The sequence below is a fragment of the uncultured Williamsia sp. genome (assembly GCF_947494875.1).
GTDB lineage: Bacteria > Actinomycetota > Actinomycetes > Mycobacteriales > Mycobacteriaceae > Williamsia_A.
On record NZ_CANLWM010000008.1, the window covers coordinates 28,794 to 52,234 of the forward strand.

Below are 23,441 nucleotides of genomic sequence, written 5' to 3' on the forward strand. Positions count from 1 at the left end.
AAGCGAGGTGGTGGGCGTCGGGCCCGCATAGCGTCGACGGGACCACGCCTCACCACGAGTCAGGAGACACCCATGAGCGCCGGCGACAACGTCTACCGCATCACCGAGATCGTCGGTTCGTCCACGACGAGCATCGACGACGCCATCCGCACCGCGATCTCGCGGGCGAACGAGACGCTGCGCAACCTCGAGTGGTTCGAGGTCGTCGAGACCCGCGGACACATCGAGAACGGCGAGATCGGCCATTTCCAGGTCACACTCAAGGTCGGGTTCCGCTTCGGCGAGTGACCGACTGAGGCGCTCGCCGGCTCAGTAGCCGAAGTACCCCTCGAGCAGTCGTAGGTAGATCTCGGCGGGGGTCGGGTAGCTGGGCACGGCATGCCACAGGTCGTCGACGGTGACCCTGCCGACGATCGCGACGGTGGCGGCGTGGATCAACTCACCCGCCTCGGGCCCGACGAACGTCGCACCGACGAGCGTGCGGGTGGCGTCGTCGACGACGATCTGTGCGGTCCCCGACGCGTCGTCCCGCAGCAGTCCGATGCCCGCCGCCGCGGTGATCGGTCTGCTGATCACGGTGACGCTGTCGTACTTCTCGCGCGCCTCCTTCTCGGACAGCCCGCTCGACGCGACCTCCGGGTCGGTGAACACCACCTGCGGCACCGGCGGGTCGGCCGGGACCGTCGGCGGGGTACGACCCTCGGCGATCGCGGCGATGCGCTGCCCGACGATCCGCGACTGGTATTTGCCCCAGTGGGTCAGCATGGGGCCGAACGACGCGTCGCCGACCGAGTACAGCCAGTCGACGCCGTCGTAGCCGTCGGGCGCGGACACCTGCGACGGATCGGTGATCCCGACGGTGTCGAGCCCGATGTCGTCGACGGTGCGGTGACGGCCGGCGGCGACGAGGATCTCCGCCGCGGTGATCTCGTCGCCGTCGACGGTCACGGTGACCGGTCCGCCGTGCGGCACGCCGGTGGCGCCGCCCGCCTCGTCCACCGACTCACGGTGCGCGGCGGTGATGTCGACGCCGAGGCGGATCTCGACGCCCGCATCGCGCAGGGCCTCGGCCACGGCCTCACCGGCGAAGTCGTCGAGGGAGCCCAGCAGCCCGCTGCGGACCAGCATGGTGACGGTGCTGCCCAGGGCGTTCATCCACGTCGCCGCCTCGCACGCGACGACACCCCCGCCGACGATGATCAGCGACTCCGGCACCTGACGGACACCGGTGGCGTCGCGCGAGGTCCACGGTGCGACGTCGGCGAACAGCGCGGGGACCGACGCGGTGCTGCCGGTCGCCACGATCACCGCGTGGCGGGCGTGCAGCGTGCGCGGCCCGTCGCCGGTCTCGACGGTGACGGTCTTCTCCCCCGCGAGTCGGCCGGTGCCGGTGATGACGTCGATCCCGGTGTCCTGTGCCCACTTCCGCTGTGAGCTGTCCGAGTAGTGGCTGACCCAGGTGTCGCGTCGGGCCAGCAGCGCGGTCACGTCGGTGCCGCCGGCGACGGTGATGCCGTCGAGGTGTCGCGCGGTGTTCGCGACCTCGAGCGGCCGCAGCAGCGCCTTGCTGGGCATGCACGCCCAGTACGAGCACTCGCCGCCGAGCAACTGGTTCTCGACGATCGCGGCACGGCGATCGGAGTTCGCCACGGCGAACTGCGCGGCCACCTCACCGACGGCACCACCGCCGAGGACGATCACGTCGTAGGTGTCGGGCGCGGTGTTCTGGGGATCGGTCACCCTCACACAGTGCTACGGACGCGCGGGCTTGTCATCGGGTCGGGCGTGTCCGTGGCACCGGTGCCGCGGATCGCGGAGATGCGAGCGAGCACCACGACGGCGACCACCATCACGGCCAGCGCGATCACCATGAGTCCGTTCTGCCACCAGCCGACCCGCACCGACTCACCGAGCAGGGTGACGCCCAGCGCCATCGAGACGGCCGGCTCCATGACGGTCATGGCGGGGAACGACGTCTGGAGCTCGCCGGCGACGAAGCTGCGCTGCTGCGCGACGATGCCACCGACGGCCACCACCGCGAAGAGGTACGCCTCCGGCCGTGACCAGAGGTGCAGCGGGTCGTGAACGGCCTGGTAGACGACCGCCTTGACCAGCAGGGCGCCGATGCCGAACAAGGTCCCGGCGACGAGTCCGTAACAGAGGGCGCGGTAGTGGTCGTCGGCCCTCTCCGCGACGACGACGAGACCGACCAGCAGCGCGATCGCCGCGACGACGGTGCCCGCGATCAACAGGTGATCGGGGCGGCGGTCGACCTCTTTCGGGTCGGCCAGCAGCAGGAACAGCCCGACGCAGAGGACGAGCACGCCGCCCCACCCCCACTCGTGGCGGGTCGGGCGCCGGTGGTCGAGGACGGCCTCCATGGGCAGGGCGAACAGCACCGCGAGCACCACGATCGGCTGGACCAGCAGGATGGATCCGAGGCCCAGCGCACCGGCCTGCAACCCGAATCCGAGCAAGGCCACCGCGGCACCCACCGTCCACATGACGGAGACGGCCCCGCCAATGCAGGAGGCCCGTTGTCGGAGCACGGTGCCCAGCGCGATGAGCGCGGCGGCGCCGATCGCGAGGACTGCGGGGATCCACGTGTGCACTGGGTCGAGGCTAACGGTCCGGCGCGCGTGCGGCAGGGCTCAGCGCGGGTGACGGCGCGTCGTGGTCGGAGTGGATCTCGAACTCGGTCTCCCGCTCGGCGGCGAACTTGGCCAGCACCACCACGGCGTAGCCCATGATCAGCAACACGATCCCGACGACGATGCCCTCGACGAGGTCCACGTTCGCGCGTTCACCCAGCAGCAACACGCCCAGCGCCATCGCGACCGCGGGTTCCATCACCGTCATGGCGGGGAAGGACGTCTGGAGGTCGTGGGCGGCGAACGCGAGTTGCTGTGTGATCACCGACCCCGTCGCGACCACGAGGATCAGGTACAGCTCCGGATGCGTGAACGGTCGGGCCAGGCCCTCACCGAACTGCGTCATCACCGACTTCACCAGGAACGACTGCACGCCCGTGAGCAGGCCCGAGGCGGATCCGAAGAGCAACGCGCGGTGATGCAGCGAGACGAGTCGGGCCGCGATCACCAGGCCCGCGAGCACCACCACGACGGTGACGATGGTCCCGGCGAGAACACCCGCGTCGAGCCGGTGCTTCGCCGGCGTCGGCATGGTGATCAACACGAACGCCGCGATGCACAGGGTGAGGACGATGCCCCACTTCCACTCCGGGAAGCTCAGGCGTCGGTGGTCGAGGTGTGCCTCCATCGGCAACGCGAACAGCACCGAGAGCACGATGAGCGGCTGCACCAGCAGCAGCGTCCCGAGCGACAGCGCGGCCGCCTGCAGGACGAACCCGACGGCCGCGACCGCGACCCCCAGCCACCAGCGCCGGGTGATGCCGCCGGACGGTGTGGAGGACCGCTGCCGGATCAGCGTGCCGGTGGCCACCAGCAGCGCCGACGCCACGGCCAGGACCGCGGGCAGGATCAGGTGCATCAGGCCAACGGTACTGGCCGCGACCAACGGTCGACAGTCGATGAGCGGCGCCCTGGGGAATCCTCACGCAACTCACAGACGCCGAGTTCGCGCCGCGCCGTGCCAGGTGTTTCCCACGTGTCGGACCGGCGTCCTACCGTGGTCGACATGTCTGATGACGGTGCGCTGATCCGCGAGCTGGAACTGCTCGCGACGCTGTCGCAGTCGCAGATCCGCTCCGCCCTCGACAGCGTCCCCGCCCGTGCCGAGTTGGTCGCCCTCGCCCTCGACGAGGATGTCGAGCTGCGCCGCGAGGCCGACCTCGCCCGTGATGTCGACGACGAGGAGACGGCCTGCCACCTCGAGCAGGAGGCCGCCGCATGGCGCGCGACAGCGACCGCGCTGCGGCGCGCCGGGCGCGGGGCCGCAGCGGAGTCGGGGCGTCGCTCGGCATGACCCGCACCCTGGTGCTGATGCGTCACGGCAAGTCCGGCTATCCCGACGGCGTGTCCGATCACGACCGCCCCCTGGCCGACCGCGGCCGACGTGAGGCCGCACTCGCGGGCGACTGGATGCGCCGCGACGGGATCGTCGCCGACGCCGTCGTCTGCTCGACGGCGACCCGCACCCGCCAGACCCTCGACCGGACGGGCGTCGAGGCGTCGAGCGTGGCCTTCGTCGACGACGTCTACGGCGGCATGCCCGAGGACGTCCTCGCGGCCGTCCGGTCGCACGTGCCCGCCGATGCGTCGACCGTCCTCGTCGTCGGACACGAACCTGGCATGCCGATGACCGCCCGCGCCCTCGACCCGTCGGCCGAGATCGGCCACTTCCCGACCTCCGCCTACGCGGTGCTGTCGGTGACCGCCCCCTGGGACCGCGTCGGGCTGTCCGCCGACGACCCCGCGACCTTCCAGGGGCTGTTCATCCCCCGCTGACCGCCTGGACCCGTTCGTCGGGCGCTTGGAACCGTTCGTTGGGCGCTTGGACCCGTCGAGTGGGCAGTTGGAGCCGCCGAGTGGGCGGTTCAGAGGCGCGGGAGCAGTGCCGCGGCGAGGTCGACGCCCGATCGCCACGCACTCTCGACGCGCGGCGCACCCTCGGGGCACCACTGGTCGCCGGCGAGTCCGACGACGCGATCGCCGTCGACGGCGACGTGACACGAGACATCGTGCTGCGCGGCCGGTTTCGCGAATGTCCATCGATGCGCGTGCGTCCACGCGGGATCGCCGGTCCCGAGTAGTCGCCGCAGCGCGTCGACGACAGGCACGATCACGGCGTCCGGGTCGTCGAGATGCTGTCGCGCACGGTCGGGGGTGGTGTGGACGACGAGCACCGGCGCGTCGTCGCCGCGCCGCGAGCCGTCGTCGGCGAGGAAGGCCACGTCGGGGTGATCGTTGACGAATGCGGCGTGGTCGAAGGGCAGGTCCGGTCGACCGTCGAACCCGACGACGACGGCGATGACCGGCTCGTATTCGACGGGGTCCGGCACCTCGGCGAGACGCGCGGCCTGCGGATCGGGCATGGCGACGACGACGTGGCCGGCGGGGAGGGCGTCGAGCGACGCGGTCTCGACCGGGATGTCGCCGAGGACGTCGCGGACCAGCGACCGCAGGCCACCGTCCGTCGCCCAGCGTGTGGGTCCGGACTTCGTCGAGGGGGGCCCGTCGGGCGAGAGCACCCCGAACGTGTCGGTCCACGGCCGCGTCAGTCCCCGGTCGTGCCAATCATCGACGACAGCCTGGAAGCCGCTGTCGCGCACGGTGAAGTAGCCGGCTCCGGTGTCGACGCGGCGGTCGTGCAACGTCGGCGACGCCATCCGACCGCCGGGCGCCCGCCCCCGGTCGACGACACGCACCTCGACCCCCGCGCGGACGAGTTCCGCGGCGCACGCCGCCCCCGACATGCCGGCTCCGACGACGGTCACCCCTGCGCTGCTCATGTCACACGGTAACCGCGCGCCCGCAACGACTTGCCGACGCCGCGAGCGCCCACTCGACGTCTCCAACCGCCCACTCGACGGTTCCTGGCGCCCAACGAACGGCTCCGGGTGCCCAACGAACGGTTCCTGCCGCCCACTCGACGGCTCCGGGCGCCCAACGAACGGGGGGCGGCTACTTGACCAGGGCGCGCTCGAGGATCGGCGAGAGGTCGAGGCCCGGGGGCAGTGTTCCGAACGCGCTGCCCCAGTTGCGGGCGAGGCGTGTGGCCGCGAACGCCTCTGCGACCGCCGGGTGTCCGTGCCGCAGCAGCAACGAGCCCTGCAGCCCGACGCACAGCGACTCGGCCAGGCGTCGCGCACCGATCATGATGTGGTCGAGATCGCCGAGCTGCGCCTTGATGGACGCCACGTGCGCGTCGTAACGCTCGTCGAGACCCAGCGCCGAGTCGAGCTCGTCGGTGATCGCCTCCACCGACTTCGGCGCGGTGGCCATGGCGCGCAACATGTCCAGGGCGCTGACGTTGCCGCTGCCCTCCCAGATGCCGGCGAGCGGCGACTCCCGGAACAGCCGCGCCATCCCGAAGTCCTCGATGTAGCCGTTGCCGCCGAGGCACTCCATCGCCTCCGCCGCGAACGCGGGCGCGCGCTTGCAGGTCCAGTACTTGGTGGCGGGCAACCCGATCCGCCGGATCAGCCCCTCGCGCTCGTCCCCGCGTTCGGCGGCGTCGGTCGCACCGGCCATCCGCATCGACACCGCGATCGCCGCCTCGGCCTCGATCGCGAGGTCCGCCAACACGTTCCGCATGAGCGGCTGGTCGATGAGGTAGTCGCCGAACGCGCTGCGGTGCTGCGCGTGGTGCATTGCCCGCGACAGGCCCGTCATCATCACCGACGCGCTGGCGACGGCGCAGTCGAGCCGGGTGAGGCTGACCATCTCGATGATCGTCTTGACGCCGCGACCCTCGTCGCCGACCAACCAGCCTGTGGCGTCGTCGTATTCGATCTCCGACGAGGCGTTGCCGTGGTTGCCGAGCTTGTCCTTCAGCCGCTGCAGGCGCAGTCGATTGCGGGTGCCGTCGGGCAGGACGCGCGGGACGAAGAAACACGACAGCCCGCCGGGCGCCTGCGCCAGGGTGAGGAAGAAGTCGCTCATCGGCGCCGAGGTGAACCACTTGTGGCCGACGATCGTGTACGACCCGTCGCCGTTCGGCGTCGCCGCGGTCTGGTTGGCGCGGACGTCGGACCCGCCCTGCTTCTCCGTCATCGACATGCCGGCGGTCAGTGCGCGCTTGCCGGCCGGGACGGCGAGCACCGGGTCGTAGTCACGCGCGGTCAGCAGCGGCTCGTAGACGGCCGCGAGATCCGGCGCGTGCCGCAGTGCGGGCACCACCGCGTAGGTCATCGAGACAGGGCACAGGTGACCGGCCTCGACGTTCCACACGGCCAGCTTCGCCGACCGCACCGCGTGCGCACCGGGTCGGTGATCGGTCCACGGGCCCGAGTGCAGTCCGTGCTCGGTCGCCGTCTGCATGAGGCGGTGGTAGGCGGGGTCGTACTCGACCTCGTCGACGCGGTGGCCGAACTTGTCGTGGGTGTGCAGCACCGGGCGGTTGCGGTCGGCGAGCTCGCCCCAGCGCATCGCCTCCTCGGTGCCCGCGAGCGCCCCGAGCGCCTGAACCTCGCCGAGCCCCCACTCGCCGCCCTCGCGGACGAGGGCCTCGGTGAGCGCAGGATGATCGGCGGGGTTGTGCCCGACGAACGGCGGGACCTGGTTGAACACGGAGTGGGTGTCTGCCATGACCGTCAGTGTCCTCCATCACAGCCGAGGTCACCAGCACCCACCCGATCGGCCGTACGGGGTCATCCGTCCTACCCTCGCCGGTGATGACGCGTCCACATTCCAGCACCGCCCTGGTCCTGGCTCACGAGGACGACCGCGAGCGCGGCCGCACCGAGGCCGGGTCGCTCGCCGACGCGATCCGCGCCCGCGGGCTCACGCCGGTCGTCGTCCATCCCGCCGACGACCTCCCCGACCCGGCGACGGTCGAGGCCGTCGTGGTGCTGGGGTCGGTCGACTCCGCCTACGACGACTCGCTGTCCTGGCTGCGCGCCGAGCGCGCCTACCTCGACCGCGTCGTCGAAGCCGGGACACCCACCCTCGGGGTGTGCTTCGGCGGGCAGATCATCAGCCGCGTGCTCGGCGGCGTCGTCGAACGCTCACCGCACCCCGAGATCGGTTTCGTCGATGTCACCCCCGAGGACGCGGCCGCGTCGTGGATCGACGACGGACCGTGGATGGAATGGCACTTCGACCACTTCTCCCTCCCGCCGGGAGCCCGACGCCTGGCCCACAACGACGCGGGCCTGCAGGCGTTCGTGCGGGGACGCGTCGTCGGGACGCAGTTCCACCCGGAGATCACCGCGGCGTCGTTCGCTGCGTGGCGGCTGGGCTGGTCACGTGAGTCGGAACGGGAGGTGCAGCGCGACTTCGGCATCGACGTCGACGACCTCGCCGCCCGGATCGAGGCCGATCGGGCATCCCTCGCCGCCCGCTGCGCCCGGCTGCTCGACGGCGTCCTCGACGGCGGGCTGCTGCAGGACTGACCCGACGGTCAGGCGAAGGCCACGACGCTGACGACGCCCGCGGCGAGGCAGTAGACGACGAACGGGTACATCGTCCGGGTCCGGAAGAAGCGCTCCAGGAACGCGACCGCCACGAGCGCCGCGACGAACGCGCAGATCGCACCGACGATCACCTGTCCACCGATGCCCTGCCCCTCCGGCCCGAACAGCTCGGGGATCTTCAGCACGCCGGCGGCGAGGATGACCGGCGTCGCCAACAGGAACGCGAACTTCGCCGACGACTCGTGGTTCATCCCGCGCAGCAGTCCCGCCGAGATCGTCGCCCCCGACCGCGAGATCCCCGGCAGCAGCGCAAGGATCTGCGCGGCACCGATCACGACGGCGTCGCGGTACCGCAGGTCGTCGATCTCGGCGTCGGGATCACCCGACGCGACGGCGACCGCGTGCGCGCCCGTCGCCGCGTGACGTCGGAGGAGTTCCGCGGCCAGCAGCACGAACCCGTTGGCGACGAGGAACACCGCCGACGCGAGCGGCGTCGCGAACACCTGGCGCAACGGCTTCTCCGCCACGAGTCCGACGATCCCGACCAGCACCGTGCCGGCGATGAGCAGCCAGGCGAGCTTCGCCTCCCGGGTGTCGATGCGCCGGCGGACCACGCTGTGCACGAACCCGCGGACGATGGCGACCCAGTCGCGCCGGTACCAGACGACCAGGGCCAGGGCCGTGGCGACGTGCAGCGCCACGAGGAACGCGAGGAACGGTGTGTGTCCCCTGCTGTTCGACTGGGTCACGAGTGTCTCCCAGCTGCCGCCGATCCACGCCGGGACCAGTAGCGAGTGCCCGAGGCTCGACACCGGGAACAACTCGGTCACGCCCTGCAGCAGGCCCATCACCACCGACTGGGTGTAGGTCAGCGAGCTCACGGGAGATCCTCTCGTCGCAGACCCACGGTGCTCAGTCGTCGAGCACCAGGTCCAGGCGTACACCGAGCAGCCGGACGGGCCGGTCGAGCTCGAAGCGGTCGAGAAGAGTGTGCACCGACGGCTCGATGTCGGTGAGGTGGGTTGTCGGGGTGGGCAGTTTGCGCGATTTGGTGCGGGTGAAGAACGTCGACGTCCGCACGGTCACCGCGACGTGGGACACCACCCGACCCTCGGCGCGCACCAGGGCCAGCACGTCCGCCGCGAGGTCGGACGCCCGGCGGTGCAGTTCCTCGACGTCGGTGACATCGGTGGGGAACGTCTGCACCTTCGAATGCGACCGCGCGACGTGCGGCGCCTCGGTGATCGTCGAGTCCCCACCGCCGCGCGCCAGGACGTAGAGCCACGTCCCCTGGTGGTTGCCGAACCGCTCGACGAGGGTGTCCCGCGGTGTCGCGATCAACTCGGCGACGGTGTGCACGTCCATGGCGGTGAGCTTCTGCGCCGTCTTCGGCCCGACGCTCCACAGGTCCCGGCAGGGCCGATCCCCCATCCGCGGCAGCCAGCTGTCGGCGGTGAGGATGTCGACCCGGTCGGCGCCGGGCGGCTGCTGCTTGGCGAAGTTCGTCGCCATCTTCGCGCGCTGCTTGTTGTCGCTGATGCCGACGGCGCAGGTCAGGCCGGTCTCGTCGCGGATGCGACGGATGATGGTCGCGGCGAGGGCGTGGGGGTCGTCGACATCGGCCCCGACGTAGGCCTCGTCCCACCCCCACACCTCGACCGGGTGACCGAGGCCCCGCAGCACCGTCATCACCTCGTCGGACGCGATGTCATATGTCTCGTGGTCGGTGGGCAGGTAGACGGCGTCGGGCAACTTCCGGTGCACGGCCCGCAGAGGCATGCCCGCGCGGATCCCGACGTCGCGCGCCTCATAGGACGCACAGGTCACCACGGTCCGCGGCGCCTGCGGATCACCCGTCCCGCCCACGATGACCGGGATCCCGACGAGTTCGGGGGCGCGCTGCCGCTCCACCGACACCTGGAACTGGTCGAGGTCGACGTGCAGGATCCACCGGTGCCTGTGCGTCGCGGGCGATTCGACGCGTTCGGGTGTGACCTGGCCCTCGCCCGCCTTCGTCGACATTGAGCCATTGTCCCGCGTGTGGGAAGGTGTCGGGTGCCGCACAGACACAGGGCGTCAGGGGACGTGACCACGCGTGTCTGCGCAGCTCACGCGTGCTGTGTGGTGCGCCGGCACGACGAGTCGCCCTCCCGGGCCCGAGACGAAGTGGTATCCGCATGACCTACGCGAGCCGACGTGCGCCCCACGTACGCGCAGCCCTGTCCACCCTGATCGTCGCCATGATCGCGGCGTTCGGGCTGGTCACCGTGGGCACCGGGGCGGCGAACGCGTGGGGCCCTCGCCCCGCGCCGACCTTCAAGTCCGCGCAGATCAACGGCTACGGGATGCCGAACCCGGTGATCCGCACCTGGGCGTCGACCACGACGAACCCGGCGCAGGCGCCGACGGTCATCTTCCTCGACGGGCTGCGGGCCACCAACGACGTGAACGGCTGGGAGAAGGAGACGAACGTCCCGTTCCTCTCGCAGCACGGCTACAACGTGGTCATGCCCGTCGGCGGCCAGTCGAGCTTCTACGCCGACTGGGACGCCCCGAGCCCCTCGGCCGGCCAGACCCGCCCGTACCGCTGGAACAGCGTCCTCACCGGCAGCCTGCCCGCCTACCTGAACAGCCTCGGGTTCTCCCGTAACCGCACGCTCGTCGGTCTGTCGATGTCGGCGGCGCCCGCGATCATGCTCGCCACCACCCGCCCGGACCTCTACACCCGCGCGGTGTCGATGTCGGGCTTCCCGCACCCGACGGCACCCGGCATGCAGACCATGCTGCGTGCGGCCGCGTTCGATTCCGGTCGCTACGACCTGAACGACATGTGGGGCATCTTCCCGAACGTGAAGGCGTTCCAGAACGACCCGTGGCTCAACCTCGGCGCCATGCGCGGCAAGCACCTCTGGGTGTACGCGGCGGCCGGAATCTGGAACGGCCCGCCGACCAACATCGCGACCTTCGGCACCGGCCTGTCGGGGTCGGCGCTCGAGGTCGTGTCGCAGGAGCAGTCGCAGACCTTCGCCCTCGCCGCGCGCGCCGCCGGCGCGAACGTCCGCTCGAGCTTCTGGCCCGTCGGCATCCACGCCTGGCAGTTCTGGCAGGACGAGATCTGGCGCATCGATCGCGCCGGCTGGTTCCGCAACGGCTGATCGGACAATGCGGACCGTCATTGTCCGCGTTGGGTGACATCGTCCTTCTCGTCACACACCCGACGAGAGGAACGAACCGATGACCAGCACCGAGACCTCCACGACCACCGCCGGCACGATCCCGGGCGGCCCCTGGACGCTCGAGGTCGTCATGCTCCCCGTGAGCGACGCCGAGCGCGCCAAGGAGTTCTACGCGCGGATCGGCTTCACTCCTGACCACGACCACGTCGTGCCGCCGGGCGCACCCGGCAACGACGGCGACACCCCGATCCGCTTCGTGCAGATGACGCCGGTCGGCTCGAACTGCTCCATCGCGTTCGGTGACGGTCTCGTCGACGGTGAGCCCGGGTCGGTCAAGGGCCTGATGATCTGCGTGACCGACATCGAGGCTGCGCGCGAGCACCTGCTGTCCGCCGGGGTCGAGGTCGGTCCGGTCGACGTGCAGCCGTGGGGCCACTTCGTGTACTTCGCCGACCCCGACGGCAACGAGTGGTCGGTGCAGTACCTGCCCTATCGCCACGCCTGAGCAACCCCGGTGGGGCACACTGTGTCCCCATGGCCACCATCCGCACCGACGTCCTGGGTCACCTGCAGAGCGCGGGGGTCGAGATGCTCGTGGGCACCGTTGTCAACCCCGCCGGACTGATCCACGCGAAGGTCGTCGACGTCGCCCGCGTCCCCGCGTTCGCCGACGCCGGTCTCGGCGTGAGCCCGGTGTGGCACGTCTTCACCATCGACCGGACCGGGATCGCCTACACCGACCGCTTCGGCGCCGTCGGTGACCAGCGCATCCGGGTCGACCTCGAGGCCGTCCGCATCATCGGTGACCACATCGCCTGGGCCCCGGCCGATTTCGTGGACCAGTCCTTCGAGGCCGTCGGTGCGTGCACCCGGACGACCCTGCGAGGGGTCGAGGAGCGGCTCCGCGCGGCCGGGCTGACCGCGCTCGTCGGGCACGAGCTGGAGTTCACCCTCCTCGACGACGCTGCCGAGCCGGTGCCGTCGACGATGTGGGCGCAGTACGGACTGGCGGGCGTGCTGGAGCACGAGGGGTTCGTGCGCGACGTGATCGCGGCCGCACGGCGTGCCGGGGTCGAGGTCGCGCAGATGCACCCCGAGTACGGCAGCAACCAGTTCGAGGTGTCGCTGGCACCGCTGTCCCCGGTGGCCGCCGCCGACCAGCTCGTCGCTGCGCGGATGGTGATCGGGCGCGCCGCCCGCCGACACGGTCTGCGCGCCTGCTTCTCTCCGAAGCCGTTCCACGACGGCGTCGGCAACGGTGCGCACCAGCACTTCTCGTTGTCCGGTGGTGACGGTCCGCTCTTCTCCGGCGGTGACGGGCCGCGCGGTCTGACCGCGGCCGGTGGCGCCGCGATCGGCGGCGTGGTCGCCGGACTGCCCGAGGTGCAGGCCCTGCTGTGCGGGTCGATCCTGTCGGGACTGCGCGTGCTGCCGGGCTTCTGGGCCGGCGCCTACGCGTGCTGGGGCACCGAGAACCGCGAGGCATCGGTGCGCTTCATCGAGGGTGGGCCTGCGAACCCGCTGGGCGCCAACGTCGAGGTGAAGATCGTCGACCCCTCGGCCAACCCGTACCTCGCGTCCGCGGCGATCCTGGGCCTGGCGGCCGAGGGGATCGAACGCGGCACAGCGCTGCCGCCCGAGACCACCGTCGACCCGGCGTCGCTGTCGGATGCGGAGCTGGACGCCGCCGGCACCGTGCTCCTGACCGGCGACCAGACGGCGATGCTCGACGCGCTGGAGGCGTCGTCGACGGCGCGATCGGTGCTGGGTGACGAGGTGGTGGAGGCGACGCTCGCGGTCCGCCGGTACGAGGCGTCGACCTACGGTGACCGCTCCCCCGCCGAGCTCGCCGAGATGTTCCGGATGGCATGGAGTATCTGAGCGCGTGTGTCCTGTGACGCTGCGGGAGCATGTCTCCCGGGTCGAGCTCGTCGACCACCACGTCCACGGGCGGTGGGTTGCCGACGGTGACGCCGCGCGGCTCGCCGCCGCGCTGAACGAGGCGGACCCCGACCCGGTCACCGCCGCCACGTCGGGCTGGGACACCCAACTCGGGTTCGCGGTCCGCGCCCGGTGTGCACCTCTGCTGGACCTTCCCCGCCACGCGTCACCGTCGGACTACTGTGCCCGCCGCGCCGAACTCGGTGAGGACGAGGTGTCGCGGCGGTTCCTGACCGCGGCCGGCGTCTCGACGTGGCTGGTGGACACCGGGTTCCACGCCGGACTCACCGATCCGGACGACCTCGCCGCCCTCGGTGGCGGCGCCGCGCACGAGGTGGTTCGGCTCGAGGAGATCGCCGAGCAGGCCGCCGCCGCCCCGCGGAACTATGCCGACGAATTCGTCGAGATCCTGCGCCGCAGAACGGGTGCCGCCGTGGCGACGAAGTCGGTTCTGGCCTACCGCGGCGGGTTCGGCGGGGACCTGTCGGACCCGCCGGAACGACTCGTCGATCTCGCTGCCGACCGGTGGCGATCGGAGGGCGGCACCCGTCTGACCGATCGCGTGCTGCTGCGCTTCGGGCTGCACCGCGCGCTCGACGTCGGGCTGCCGCTGCAGTTCCACGTCGGGTTCGGTGACCGCGACGCGCGGTTGTCGCAGACCGATCCCCTGCTGCTCGACGAGTTCCTCCGTGGCGCAGGCGATGTGCCGATCATGCTGCTGCACTGCTACCCCTGGGAACGGCAGGCCGGCTACCTCGCCCAGGCGTTCCCGTCTGTCCATCTCGACGGCGGCTTGTCGATCCACCACCTCGGCGCGCGGTCGGGACCGTTCGTCGGGCGACTGCTGGAGATGGCGCCGTTCACGAAGGTGCTCTACTCCTCCGACGGCTGCGGCCCGGCCGAGTTCCACTACCTCGGCGCCGCGCTGTGGCGGGACGGGATGGCGTCGGTGCTGTCGGGTTTCGTCGACGCAGACGAGTGGTCGCTCGACGACGCCGTCGGTGTCGCCGACATGATCGCCCACGGCAACGCCCGCCGCGTCTACCGCCTCTGACCCCGCGCGACACTCCCCGAGCGTGCATCAGATCCCGCCCAACGTGCGGTCCATCCCGCCCACCGTGCGGTAGATCCCGCCCACCGTGCGGTAGATCCCACCCACCGTGCAGTCCAAACCCGAGTGAACCGTTCGACGACCACGTGCGTCCAACAAACATGAGCATCGACAACCGGCCGTTCGCACTTGGCGACCACAGCCTGCCGGGCCACATCCGTCCGCGCGACATCCGCAGAGACTTCCGCATGGTGCATCGAGGTGTGTACGCGGAGGCGGCGGTCCCGCTGTCCCCCGTCGAGACGATTCGCGCTGCGTGGCTGCGGGCCGGACCCGACTCCGTGGTCGGGGGCATCAGTGCAGCAGTCCTTCACGGCGCGACCTTCTTCGATCATGGTGCGACCGTCGAGCTGATCCGGCCGCCGACCGGTCAGGCACGGCGATTCAACGATGTCCGCGTCCATCGCACAGAGCTGAACCCGGCCGATGTGGTCGTCGTCGACGGCATGCCGGTGACGTCGCCGATCAGGACTGCGTTCGATCTCGGACGGCGCTCGCCCGCCTGGATTGCCCTGGCGCATCTCGACGATCTCACACGCGCGACCGACCTCGATCACATGGAACTGTGGCGGTTCGTCGTCGCCCATCCCGCGGTGCGCAACATCCGACAGCTTCGTGGGCTCGTGCCGTGGATCGACGCCGGCGCGGAGTCATCCGGCGAGAGCTGGACTCGCCACCTCATCCTCGCCGACGGACTGCCCAGGCCCGAGACGCAGGTGAAGGTCTACGACGAACACGGAACCATCATCGCGAAGTTCGACCTGGCATACCGCCGGGAGAAGATCGGCGTCGAGTTCGACGGCTTCGAATACCACTACAGCGACGACCAACGGCTCTCCAACGCCACACGTGACCGACAGACCTCCGGCCTCGGGTGGCACACCGAGCGACGGAACAGCGTGCAATTGTCGGGTGACCCGATCGGCTTTCTCTCCTGTCTTCGCGGTCTGCTCGACTCCCGCGGGCGCCGACGAGGGCGCTGAGTGCACACTCGGCAGGATCCACCGCACGGTGGGCGATATCTGGTGCACGGTCTCCTGCATCTACCGCACGGTGGGCGAGATCTGGTGCACGGTGGGCGAGATCTGGTGCACGGTGGGCGAGATCTGGTGCACGGTGGGCGATATCTGGTGCACGGTCGGCGGGTTCACGCGGGACGGGATCTGGTGCACGGTGGGCGGGTTCACGCGAGATGGGTCGGGTCGGCGGACCGGGCGGGCTCGGGTGAGCGAGCGGCTGGTTTTGGCACGGTCGCCGGTTAATTTCGGCCCACTCGGCGGCGGGTTTCGGCCCACTCGGCGAGTTGGCACGGACGCAGAACGGCCCCCACCTTCCGGTGGGGGCCGTTCTGTCGATCAGTTGTTACCGGTAGTCGCTGGAGAAGCCGTAATCGTCGAGCGGCACCGCAGCACCCGACGGGGCACCGAAGGTGCCGTCCGGGCTGTAGTAGGTGTCGTCGTAGGACGGCACCGCGTACGCGGCGGCACGCGCCTCCTCGGTCGGCTGCACCTGGATGTTCCGGTACCGGTTGATGCCGGTGCCGGCCGGGATCAGCTTGCCGATGATCACGTTCTCCTTCAGACCCACCAGCTTGTCGCTGCGGCTGTTGATCGCCGCGTCGGTCAGGACACGCGTGGTCTCCTGGAACGACGCCGCCGACAGCCACGACTCGGTGGCCAGCGAGGCCTTCGTGATGCCCATGAGCACCGGACGACCGGCGGCGGGCTCGTTGCCCTCGCCGACGACGCGACGGTTGGCCGCCTCGAACTCGGCGCGCTCGGTGAGCGAACCGGGCAGGAACTCGGTGGCGCCGGAGTCGATGATCGTCACGCGACGCAGCATCTGACGGACGATCGTCTCGATGTGCTTGTCGTGGATCGACACACCCTGGCTCCGGTACACCTCCTGCACCTCGTTGACGAGGTGCACCTGCACCTGACGCGGGCCCATGATGCGCAGCACCTCGTGCGGATCCGCGGCGCCCTCCATGAGCTGCTGTCCGACCTCGACGTGGTCGCCGTCGGCCAGCAGACGCTCGGAGCCGTCGTCGTGCTTGAACACACGCAGGCGCTGACGCTTCGAGATCTTGTCGTAGACGACCTCTTCCGAACCGTCGTCGGGGACGATGGTGATCTTGTAGAACCGATCGTCGTCCTCGAGACGGATCCGGCCGGCGACCTCGGCGATCGGGGCCTTGCCCTTGGGGACACGGGCCTCGAACAGCTCCTGGACACGCGGCAGACCACCGGTGATGTCGTCACCGACGCCACCCTGGTGGAACGTACGCATCGTCAGCTGCGTGCCGGGCTCACCGATCGACTGGGCGGCGATGATGCCGACCGCCTCGCCGATGTCGACGAGCTTGCCGGTCGCCATCGAACGGCCGTAGCACATCGCGCACACGCCGGTGCCCGTCGTGCAGGTCAGCACCGACCGCACCTTGACCTCGGTGATGCCGGCCGCGAGGAGTGCCTCGATGGCCGGGTCGCCCAGGTCGTGGCCACGCTCGACGACGACGTTGCCGTCGGCGTCGACCGCGTCGGTCGCCAGGGTCCGTGCGTACGCCGACGTCTCGACGTGCGGGTCGCGGATCAGCGAGCCGTCGGCCTGCTTCTCGGCGAGCGTCACGACGATGCCGCGCTCGGTGCCACAGTCGGTCTCGCGGACGATGACGTCCTGGCTGACGTCCACCAGACGACGGGTCAGGTAACCCGAGTCAGCGGTACGCAGAGCCGTGTCCGCCAGACCCTTGCGGGCACCGTGCGTGTTGATGAAGTACTCCGCCACCGTCAGGCCCTCACGGAACGAGGACTTGATGGGACGCGGGATGAACTCACCCTTCGGGTTGGTGACCAGACCCTTCATGCCCGACAGGTTGCGGACCTGGGTCATGTTGCCCGTCGCACCCGACTTCGGGATCATCGCGATCGGGTTGTCCTCCGGGTAGTACGCCTCCATCGCGGCGCCGACCTCTTCGGTGGCCTGCTTCCAGATCTCGACGAGGGCGTCGCGACGCTCCTCCGGGGTGAGGGCACCACGCTGGAACTTGCGTTCCAGGCCGTCGGCCCGCTCCTCGTACTTGTCGAGGATCTCCTTCTTGTTCGGCGGCACCAGCACGTCGGCCATCGACACGGTGACACCCGAGCGGGTGGCCCAGTAGAAGCCGACGTCCTTGAGCTTGTCGACGGTCTGAGCGACCACGATCATCGGGTAGCGCTCGGCCAGATCGTTGATGATCACGGCCTGACGCTTCTTCGGCATCTGCTCGTTGACGAACGGGTACTCCCGCGGCAGCAGCTCGTTGAAGAGCACACGACCCAGGGTGGTCTCGATCGTCCACGCCTGCCCGAGGGTCCAGCCGTCCGGGAAGTGCTCGGCCTCGATGTCGGCCGGCGGACGCTGATCGGTCAGCCGCACCTTGATCTTCGCCTGCACCGACAGCACGCCACGGTCCATCGCCATGATGGCCTCGGCCGGGGTGGAGTAGACGCCACGCTCGACGTCGTCGCTTGACGACGCCGAGTACTCGCCGATCGCCCCGTCCTTCTGGGTGGTCAGGAAGTACAGACCCGTGACCATGTCCAGACGCGGCATGGCGAGCGGACGACCCGACGCCGGCGACAGGATGTTGTTCGAGGACAGCATCAGGATGCGGGCCTCGGCCTGCGCCTCCGCCGACAGCGGGAGGTGCACTGCCATCTGGTCGCCGTCGAAGTCGGCGTTGAAGGCCTCACACACCAGCGGGTGCAGCTGGATCGCCTTGCCCTCGACGAGCTGCGGCTCGAACGCCTGGATGCCCAGACGGTGCAGCGTCGGCGCACGGTTCAGCAGCACCGGGTGCTCGGCGATGACCTCTTCGAGGACGTCCCACACGGCGGGGCGCTGACGCTCGACCATGCGCTTGGCCGACTTGATGTTCTGCGCCTGGTTCAGGTCGACCAGACGCTTCATCACGAACGGCTTGAACAGCTCGAGCGCCATCAGCTTCGGCAGACCGCACTGGTGCAGCTTGAGCTGCGGGCCGACGACGATGACCGAACGGCCCGAGTAGTCGACGCGCTTGCCGAGCAGGTTCTGACGGAAACGACCCTGCTTGCCCTTGAGCAGATCGCTCAGCGACTTCAGCGGGCGGTTGCCCGGTCCGGTGACCGGACGGCCGCGACGACCGTTGTCGAACAGGGCGTCGACCGACTCCTGCAGCATCCGCTTCTCGTTGTTGACGATGATCTCGGGCGCACCGAGGTCGATCAGTCGCTTGAGGCGGTTGTTGCGGTTGATGACGCGGCGGTACAGGTCGTTCAGGTCCGACGTGGCGAAGCGGCCACCGTCGAGCTGGACCATCGGACGCAGCTCCGGCGGGATCACCGGCACCGCGTCGAGGACCATGCCCAGCGGCGAGTTGCCCGACTGCTGGAACGCCGCGACGACCTTGAGTCGCTTGAGCGCGCGCAGCTTCTTCTGGCCCTTGCCGTTGCGGATGGTGTCCCGCAGGATGTCGGCCTCGGCGTCGATGTCGAAGGTCTCGAGGAGCTTCTTGATCGCCTCGGCACCCATCGCGCCGGTGAAGTACTCGCCGTAGCGGTCCTGCAGCTCACGGTAGAGCCGCTCGTCGATGATCATGTCCTTCGGGGCGAGCTTGGTGAACTTGTCCCAGATCTCGTCGAGCTCGTCGAGCGCGCGCTGCGCGGTGTCGCGGATCTTGCGCATCTCGCGCTCGCCGCCGTCCTTCACCTTGCGACGCGCGTCGGCCTTGGCACCCTCGCGCTCGAGCTCGGCGAGGTCCTCCTCGAGCTTCTTCGCGCGCTCCTCGAGGTCGGAGTCACGGGTGTCGGCGACACCCTTCTTCTCGACCTCCATCTCCGCCTGCAGCGTCGACAGCTCGTTGTGGCGGAGCTCGTCGTCGACCGAGGTGATGACGTAGGCGGCGAAGTAGATGATCTTCTCGAGATCCTTCGGCGCCAGGTCCAGCAGGTACCCCAGGCGTGACGGGACGCCCTTGAAGTACCAGATGTGGGTGACCGGTGCGGCCAGCTCGATGTGGCCCATCCGCTCACGACGCACCTTGGCGCGGGTCACCTCGACGCCGCAGCGCTCACAGATGATGCCCTTGAAGCGGACGCGCTTGTACTTGCCGCAGTAGCACTCCCAGTCCCGGGTGGGGCCGAAGATCTTCTCGCAGAAGAGCCCGTCCTTCTCCGGCTTGAGGGTGCGGTAGTTGATGGTCTCCGGCTTCTTGACCTCGCCGTAGCTCCACCGGTGGATGTCGTCGGCGGTCGCGAGACCGATCTTCAGTTCGTCGAAAAAGTTGACGTCGAGCATGTGGTTACCTTCCTAGCTCTTGTCAGTTGGCGAGATCGTCGACGGTGGCGGACTCGTTGCGGGACAGGTTGATCCCGAGGTTGGCCGCTGCGCGCTCCAGGTCCTCGTCGTCACCGTCACGCATCTCGATCGCCGCGCCGTCGGAGCTGAGCACCTCGACGTTCAGGCACAGGGACTGCAGCTCCTTGAGCAGCACCTTGAACGACTCGGGGATGCCGGGCTCGGGGATGTTCTCGCCCTTGACGATCGCCTCGTACACCTTGACGCGTCCGACGACGTCGTCGGACTTGATGGTGAGCAGCTCCTGCAGCGTGTACGCCGCACCGTAGGCCTGCATCGCCCAGCACTCCATCTCACCGAAGCGCTGTCCACCGAACTGTGCCTTACCGCCCAGCGGCTGCTGCGTGATCATCGAGTACGGACCCGTCGACCGCGCGTGGATCTTGTCGTCCACGAGGTGGTGCAGCTTGATGATGTACATGTAGCCGACCGACACGGGGTACGGGAACGGCTCGCCGGAGCGACCGTCGTACAGAGTCGCCTTGCCGTCGCCGTTGACCATCACCTCGCCGTCGCGGTTGGGCAGCGTCGAGGACAGCAGTCCGGTCAGCTCCTCCTCGCGCGCGCCGTCGAACACCGGGGTCGCGGTGCGGGTGTCGGGGCCGGCCGAGAGCATGCTCTCGTCCAGACGCGACGCCCACTCCGGCGTCCCACCCGCGACGTCGATGTTCCAGCCGGTCTTGGCGATCCACCCGAGGTGGGTCTCCAGGATCTGACCGATGTTCATACGACGCGGGACACCGTGGGTGTTCAAGATGATGTCGACCGGTGTGCCGTCGGGCATGAACGGCATGTCCTCCGCGGGGAGGATCTTGCCGATGACGCCCTTGTTGCCGTGGCGGCCGGCCAGCTTGTCGCCGTCCTGGATCTTGCGCTTCTGCGCGACGTAGACGCGGACGAGCTCGTTGACGCCCGGGGGCAGGTCGTCGTCGTCCTCGCGGCTGAACACGCGGATGCCGATCACCTTGCCGGTCTCACCGTGCGGCACCTTCAGCGAGGTGTCGCGGACCTCCCGCGCCTTCTCACCGAAGATGGCGCGCAGCAGGCGCTCCTCGGGGGTCAACTCGGTCTCGCCCTTCGGCGTGACCTTGCCGACGAGGATGTCGCCGTCACGGACCTCGGCACCGATGCGGATGATGCCGCGCTCGTCGAGGTCGGCGAGGACCTCGTCGGAGACGTTCGGGATGTCCCGGGTGATCTCCTCGGCACCGAGCTTGGTGTCGCGGGCGTCGATCTCGTGCTCCTCGATGTGGATCGAGGTGAGGACGTCCTCCTCCACGAGGCGCTGCGACAGGATGATCGCGTCCTCGTAGTTGTGACCCTCCCACGGCATGATCGCGACGAGCAGGTTCTTGCCCAGCGCCATCTCACCGCTGTCGGTGCAGGGGCCGTCGGCCAGGACCTGGCCCTCCTCGACACGCTGCCCCTCGTCCACGATCGGACGCTGGTTGGCGCAGGTGCCGTGGTTCGACCGGGCGAACTTGCGCATCCGGAACGTGTCCCGGGTGCCGTCGTCGGCCATGACGGTGACGTAGTCGGCCGAGACCTCCTCCACCACGCCGGCCTTGGCCGAGGTGATGACATCGCCGGCGTCGACGGCGGCACGCAGCTCCATGCCGGTGCCGACCAGCGGCGCCTCGCTGCGGACCAGCGGCACCGCCTGACGCTGCATGTTCGCACCCATCAGGGCACGGTTGGCGTCGTCGTGCTCGAGGAACGGGATCATCGCGGTCGCGACGGAGACCATCTGTCGCGGCGAGACGTCCATGTAGTCGATCGCGTCCGGTCCGACGAACTCGACCTCGCCGCCCTTGCGGCGGACGAGGATGCGGTCCTCGGTGAAACGGTTGTCGGAGTCGAGCTCGGCGTTGGCCTGGGCCTTGACGAAGCGCTCCTCCTCGTCGGCGGTCAGGTAGTCGATCTGGTCGGTCACCTGGCCGTCGACGACCTTGCGGTAGGGCGTCTCGATGAAGCCGAAGGGGTTGACCCGCGCGTACACCGACAGCGAACCGATGAGGCCGATGTTCGGACCCTCGGGGGTCTCGATCGGGCACATGCGGCCGTAGTGCGACGGGTGCACGTCGCGGACCTCGAGGCCGGCGCGCTCACGGGACAGACCACCCGGGCCCAGCGCCGAGAGACGACGCTTATGGGTCAGACCCGACAGCGGGTTGTTCTGGTCCATGAACTGCGACAGCTGGCTGGTCCCGAAGAACTCCTTGATCGCCGCCACGACGGGACGGATGTTGATCAGGGTCTGCGGGGTGATCGCCTCGACGTCCTGGGTCGTCATGCGCTCGCGCACGACGCGCTCCATGCGGGACAGGCCCACGCGGATCTGGTTCTGGATCAGCTCGCCCACGGTGCGCAGACGACGGTTGCCGAAGTGGTCGATGTCGTCGACCTCGACCGGGACCTCGACGCCACCGGGGACGGTCATGTACGAGGTGACGTTCTGTTCCGACTCGTGCAGGCGCACCAGGTACTCGACGGTGGCGACGATGTCGTCCTCGGTGAGCACCGAGGCACCCGTCATCGGGTTGTCGGTGAGGCCGAGCTTCTTGTTGAACTTGTAGCGACCGACGCGCGCGAGGTCGTACCGCTTCTCCTTGAAGAAGAGGTTCTCGAGCAGGGTCTGCGCCGACTCCTTCGTCGGGGGCTCGCCCGGACGCAGCTTGCGGTAGACCTCGAGGAGGGCCTCGTCGGTGCCGGCGGTGTTGTCCTTCTCCAGCGTCGACATCATGATCTCGGAGAAGCCGAACCGCTCGGTGATCTGCTCGGTGGTCCAGCCGAGCGCCTTGAGCAGCACGGTCACCGACTGGCGGCGCTTGCGGTCGATGCGGACACCGACGGTGTCGCGCTTGTCGATGTCGAACTCGAGCCACGCACCGCGACCGGGGATCACCTTGACGCTGTGCAGCGTCTTCTCGGTGGTCTTGTCGATGGTGGAGTCGAAGTAGACGCCGGGGCTGCGGACGAGCTGGCTCACGACGACACGCTCGGTGCCGTTGATGATGAAGCTGCCCTTGTCGGTCATGATCGGGAAGTCGCCCATGAAGACGGTCTGCGACTTGATCTCACCGGTGTTGTTGTTGATGAACTCCGCGGTGACGAACAGCGGCGCCGCGTAGGTCATGTCCTTGTCCTTGCACTCCTCGACGGAGGCCTTCACCTCGTCGAAGCGAGGGTCGGAGAAGGACAGGGACATCGACCCGGAGAAGTCCTCGATCGGCGACAGCTCGGCGAGGATGTCGTCGAGACCACCGGAGGGGTGCTCGTCGCCACGGGCCTTCGCCCGCTCACGCCACTCGGGCGACCCGATCAGCCACTCGAACGACTCGAGCTGGACGTCGAGGAGGCCGGGGACCTCCAGGGGCTCGGTGAGCTTGGCGAAGGAGGCGCGGTGCGGCGCTCCCGGGATGGTCCGGCGCGGCGCGCCGTCGGTTGTTGAGGTGGACTGGCGGGTGGCTGCCAAGATACGTCCTTCCAACACGGATCTCTGTGTGCCCGACGAGGAGCGTCATCCGCGGGAAGACGGAGGACACCGTGGGCGTTGTTGTCGGCGGCGCTGAGACTTCCCTCGAGGTCGTCCCACGCGATCGCCACCGACGGGCACAGATGTGGCCCGCGTGGGAGATCGTGAAGTGGACAGAAGGCAGCCAGCGCAACGTCCAACTGTATCAGAAAAAACCGGTCCGATGTCAACATCGGTCCGAGGCCGTCAGAGGGCCTCCGCGCCTGGGTGCGACCACCAGTGGCTGCCGGTGTCCGTCGCTGG

At 69.3% G+C, this 23,441-nt stretch carries 19 protein-coding genes; 9 read left to right on the forward strand and 10 right to left on the reverse strand.

The genetic code is table 11. The annotated features are described in order from the left end of the window. The first annotated feature begins 72 nt into the window (after positions 1–72). Positions 73–288, forward strand: a complete 216-nt coding sequence (locus Q1A98_RS18060; RefSeq protein WP_299576018.1) for a dodecin — start codon at positions 73–75, stop codon at positions 286–288. Positions 289–309: 21 nt separating this feature from the next. Here Q1A98_RS18060 and Q1A98_RS18065 read toward each other — a convergent pair whose 3' ends face one another. The 3 genes from Q1A98_RS18065 to Q1A98_RS18075 are packed head-to-tail and all read right to left on the reverse strand — an operon-like array spanning position 310 to position 3,510. Next, positions 310–1,740 (reverse strand): NAD(P)/FAD-dependent oxidoreductase, encoded by a 1,431-nt coding sequence (locus tag Q1A98_RS18065; RefSeq protein WP_299576019.1) that lies wholly within the window; start codon positions 1,738–1,740, stop codon positions 310–312. Between the two features lie 2 nt (positions 1,741–1,742). Then, positions 1,743–2,612: a DMT family transporter gene (locus Q1A98_RS18070; protein WP_299576020.1), complete on the reverse strand. Its 870-nt coding sequence runs from the start codon at positions 2,610–2,612 to the stop codon at positions 1,743–1,745. Between the two features lie 10 nt (positions 2,613–2,622). Further along, entirely contained in the window at positions 2,623–3,510 is an 888-nt protein-coding gene (locus Q1A98_RS18075; protein WP_299576021.1) for a DMT family transporter, read from the reverse strand. Between the two features lie 147 nt (positions 3,511–3,657). Here Q1A98_RS18075 and Q1A98_RS18080 point away from each other — a divergent pair, with 147 nt between their 5' ends. Together Q1A98_RS18080 and Q1A98_RS18085 are read left to right on the forward strand one after the other, a co-directional pair. Further along, complete coding sequence (locus Q1A98_RS18080) at positions 3,658–3,945, forward strand: hypothetical protein (protein WP_299576022.1); 288 nt, start codon at positions 3,658–3,660, stop codon at positions 3,943–3,945. Further along, complete coding sequence (locus Q1A98_RS18085; RefSeq protein WP_299576023.1) at positions 3,942–4,427, forward strand: histidine phosphatase family protein; 486 nt, start codon at positions 3,942–3,944, stop codon at positions 4,425–4,427. Before Q1A98_RS18080 ends, Q1A98_RS18085 begins: the two co-directional genes overlap by 4 nt. A gap of 89 nt (positions 4,428–4,516) precedes the next feature. Here the strand turns inward: Q1A98_RS18085 and Q1A98_RS18090 are convergent, their stop codons facing one another. Next, positions 4,517–5,431, reverse strand: coding sequence for an FAD-dependent oxidoreductase (locus Q1A98_RS18090; protein ID WP_299576024.1), 915 nt, complete (start codon positions 5,429–5,431; stop codon positions 4,517–4,519). Positions 5,432–5,603: 172 nt separating this feature from the next. Beyond that, complete coding sequence (locus Q1A98_RS18095) at positions 5,604–7,229, reverse strand: acyl-CoA dehydrogenase family protein (RefSeq protein ID WP_299576025.1); 1,626 nt, start codon at positions 7,227–7,229, stop codon at positions 5,604–5,606. Positions 7,230–7,315: 86 nt separating this feature from the next. Between Q1A98_RS18095 and Q1A98_RS18100 the strand changes: the two genes are divergently transcribed. Next, positions 7,316–8,035, forward strand: coding sequence for a type 1 glutamine amidotransferase (locus Q1A98_RS18100; RefSeq protein WP_299576026.1), 720 nt, complete (start codon positions 7,316–7,318; stop codon positions 8,033–8,035). Between the two features lie 8 nt (positions 8,036–8,043). Here Q1A98_RS18100 and Q1A98_RS18105 read toward each other — a convergent pair whose 3' ends face one another. Both Q1A98_RS18105 and Q1A98_RS18110 read right to left on the reverse strand, forming a co-directional pair. Further along, complete coding sequence (locus Q1A98_RS18105; protein WP_299576027.1) at positions 8,044–8,937, reverse strand: undecaprenyl-diphosphate phosphatase; 894 nt, start codon at positions 8,935–8,937, stop codon at positions 8,044–8,046. A gap of 31 nt (positions 8,938–8,968) precedes the next feature. After that, positions 8,969–10,078: a DNA polymerase IV gene (locus tag Q1A98_RS18110; RefSeq protein ID WP_299576028.1), complete on the reverse strand. Its 1,110-nt coding sequence runs from the start codon at positions 10,076–10,078 to the stop codon at positions 8,969–8,971. 155 nt (positions 10,079–10,233) lie between these two features. Between Q1A98_RS18110 and Q1A98_RS18115 the strand changes: the two genes are divergently transcribed. The 5 genes from Q1A98_RS18115 (at position 10,234) to Q1A98_RS18135 (ending at position 15,267) form a co-directional block, all read left to right on the forward strand. Next, the gene (locus tag Q1A98_RS18115; RefSeq protein WP_299576029.1) at positions 10,234–11,211 is read left to right on the forward strand and encodes an alpha/beta hydrolase family protein; all 978 of its coding nucleotides are present in this window, start codon (positions 10,234–10,236) and stop codon (positions 11,209–11,211) included. Between the two features lie 79 nt (positions 11,212–11,290). Beyond that, a complete protein-coding gene (locus tag Q1A98_RS18120; protein WP_299576030.1) occupies positions 11,291–11,737 on the forward strand; it encodes a VOC family protein in 447 nt (148 codons plus the stop codon). A gap of 29 nt (positions 11,738–11,766) precedes the next feature. After that, on the forward strand, positions 11,767–13,113 hold the full coding sequence (locus tag Q1A98_RS18125) for a glutamine synthetase family protein (protein WP_299576031.1): 1,347 nt from the start codon (positions 11,767–11,769) through the stop codon (positions 13,111–13,113). A gap of 4 nt (positions 13,114–13,117) precedes the next feature. After that, positions 13,118–14,227 (forward strand): amidohydrolase family protein, encoded by a 1,110-nt coding sequence (locus Q1A98_RS18130; protein ID WP_299576032.1) that lies wholly within the window; start codon positions 13,118–13,120, stop codon positions 14,225–14,227. Between the two features lie 158 nt (positions 14,228–14,385). Next, a complete protein-coding gene (locus Q1A98_RS18135; RefSeq protein ID WP_299576033.1) occupies positions 14,386–15,267 on the forward strand; it encodes a type IV toxin-antitoxin system AbiEi family antitoxin in 882 nt (293 codons plus the stop codon). Between the two features lie 60 nt (positions 15,268–15,327). On the opposite strand, the gene Q1A98_RS18140 is transcribed toward Q1A98_RS18135, so the two are convergent. The 3 genes from Q1A98_RS18140 to Q1A98_RS18150 form a co-directional block, all read right to left on the reverse strand. Then, on the reverse strand, positions 15,328–15,471 hold the full coding sequence (locus tag Q1A98_RS18140; RefSeq protein WP_299576034.1) for a hypothetical protein: 144 nt from the start codon (positions 15,469–15,471) through the stop codon (positions 15,328–15,330). 175 nt (positions 15,472–15,646) lie between these two features. Next, the gene (locus tag Q1A98_RS18145) at positions 15,647–19,603 is read right to left on the reverse strand and encodes a DNA-directed RNA polymerase subunit beta' (RefSeq protein WP_299576035.1); all 3,957 of its coding nucleotides are present in this window, start codon (positions 19,601–19,603) and stop codon (positions 15,647–15,649) included. A 22-nt stretch (positions 19,604–19,625) separates the two neighbouring features. Next, positions 19,626–23,156: a DNA-directed RNA polymerase subunit beta gene (locus Q1A98_RS18150; RefSeq protein WP_299576037.1), complete on the reverse strand. Its 3,531-nt coding sequence runs from the start codon at positions 23,154–23,156 to the stop codon at positions 19,626–19,628. Between the last annotated feature and the right edge of the window lie 285 nt (positions 23,157–23,441).

Excerpts from the sequence above, each read along its gene's own strand:
- Q1A98_RS18145 (WP_299576035.1), bottom strand. The coding sequence starts at position 19,603 with ATGCTCGACGTCAACTTTTTCGACGAACTGAAGATCGGTCTCGCGACC.
- Q1A98_RS18100 (WP_299576026.1), top strand. The coding sequence starts at position 7,316 with ATGACGCGTCCACATTCCAGCACCGCCCTGGTCCTGGCTCACGAGGAC.
- Q1A98_RS18060 (WP_299576018.1), top strand. The coding sequence starts at position 73 with ATGAGCGCCGGCGACAACGTCTACCGCATCACCGAGATCGTCGGTTCG.
- Q1A98_RS18125 (WP_299576031.1), top strand. The coding sequence starts at position 11,767 with ATGGCCACCATCCGCACCGACGTCCTGGGTCACCTGCAGAGCGCGGGG.
- Q1A98_RS18120 (WP_299576030.1), top strand. The coding sequence starts at position 11,291 with ATGACCAGCACCGAGACCTCCACGACCACCGCCGGCACGATCCCGGGC.
- Q1A98_RS18095 (WP_299576025.1), bottom strand. The coding sequence starts at position 7,229 with ATGGCAGACACCCACTCCGTGTTCAACCAGGTCCCGCCGTTCGTCGGG.
- Q1A98_RS18110 (WP_299576028.1), bottom strand. The coding sequence starts at position 10,078 with ATGTCGACGAAGGCGGGCGAGGGCCAGGTCACACCCGAACGCGTCGAA.
- Q1A98_RS18075 (WP_299576021.1), bottom strand. The coding sequence starts at position 3,510 with ATGCACCTGATCCTGCCCGCGGTCCTGGCCGTGGCGTCGGCGCTGCTG.
- Q1A98_RS18135 (WP_299576033.1), top strand. The coding sequence starts at position 14,386 with ATGAGCATCGACAACCGGCCGTTCGCACTTGGCGACCACAGCCTGCCG.
- Q1A98_RS18090 (WP_299576024.1), bottom strand. The coding sequence starts at position 5,431 with ATGAGCAGCGCAGGGGTGACCGTCGTCGGAGCCGGCATGTCGGGGGCG.
- Q1A98_RS18085 (WP_299576023.1), top strand. The coding sequence starts at position 3,942 with ATGACCCGCACCCTGGTGCTGATGCGTCACGGCAAGTCCGGCTATCCC.
- Q1A98_RS18080 (WP_299576022.1), top strand. The coding sequence starts at position 3,658 with ATGTCTGATGACGGTGCGCTGATCCGCGAGCTGGAACTGCTCGCGACG.
- Q1A98_RS18115 (WP_299576029.1), top strand. The coding sequence starts at position 10,234 with ATGACCTACGCGAGCCGACGTGCGCCCCACGTACGCGCAGCCCTGTCC.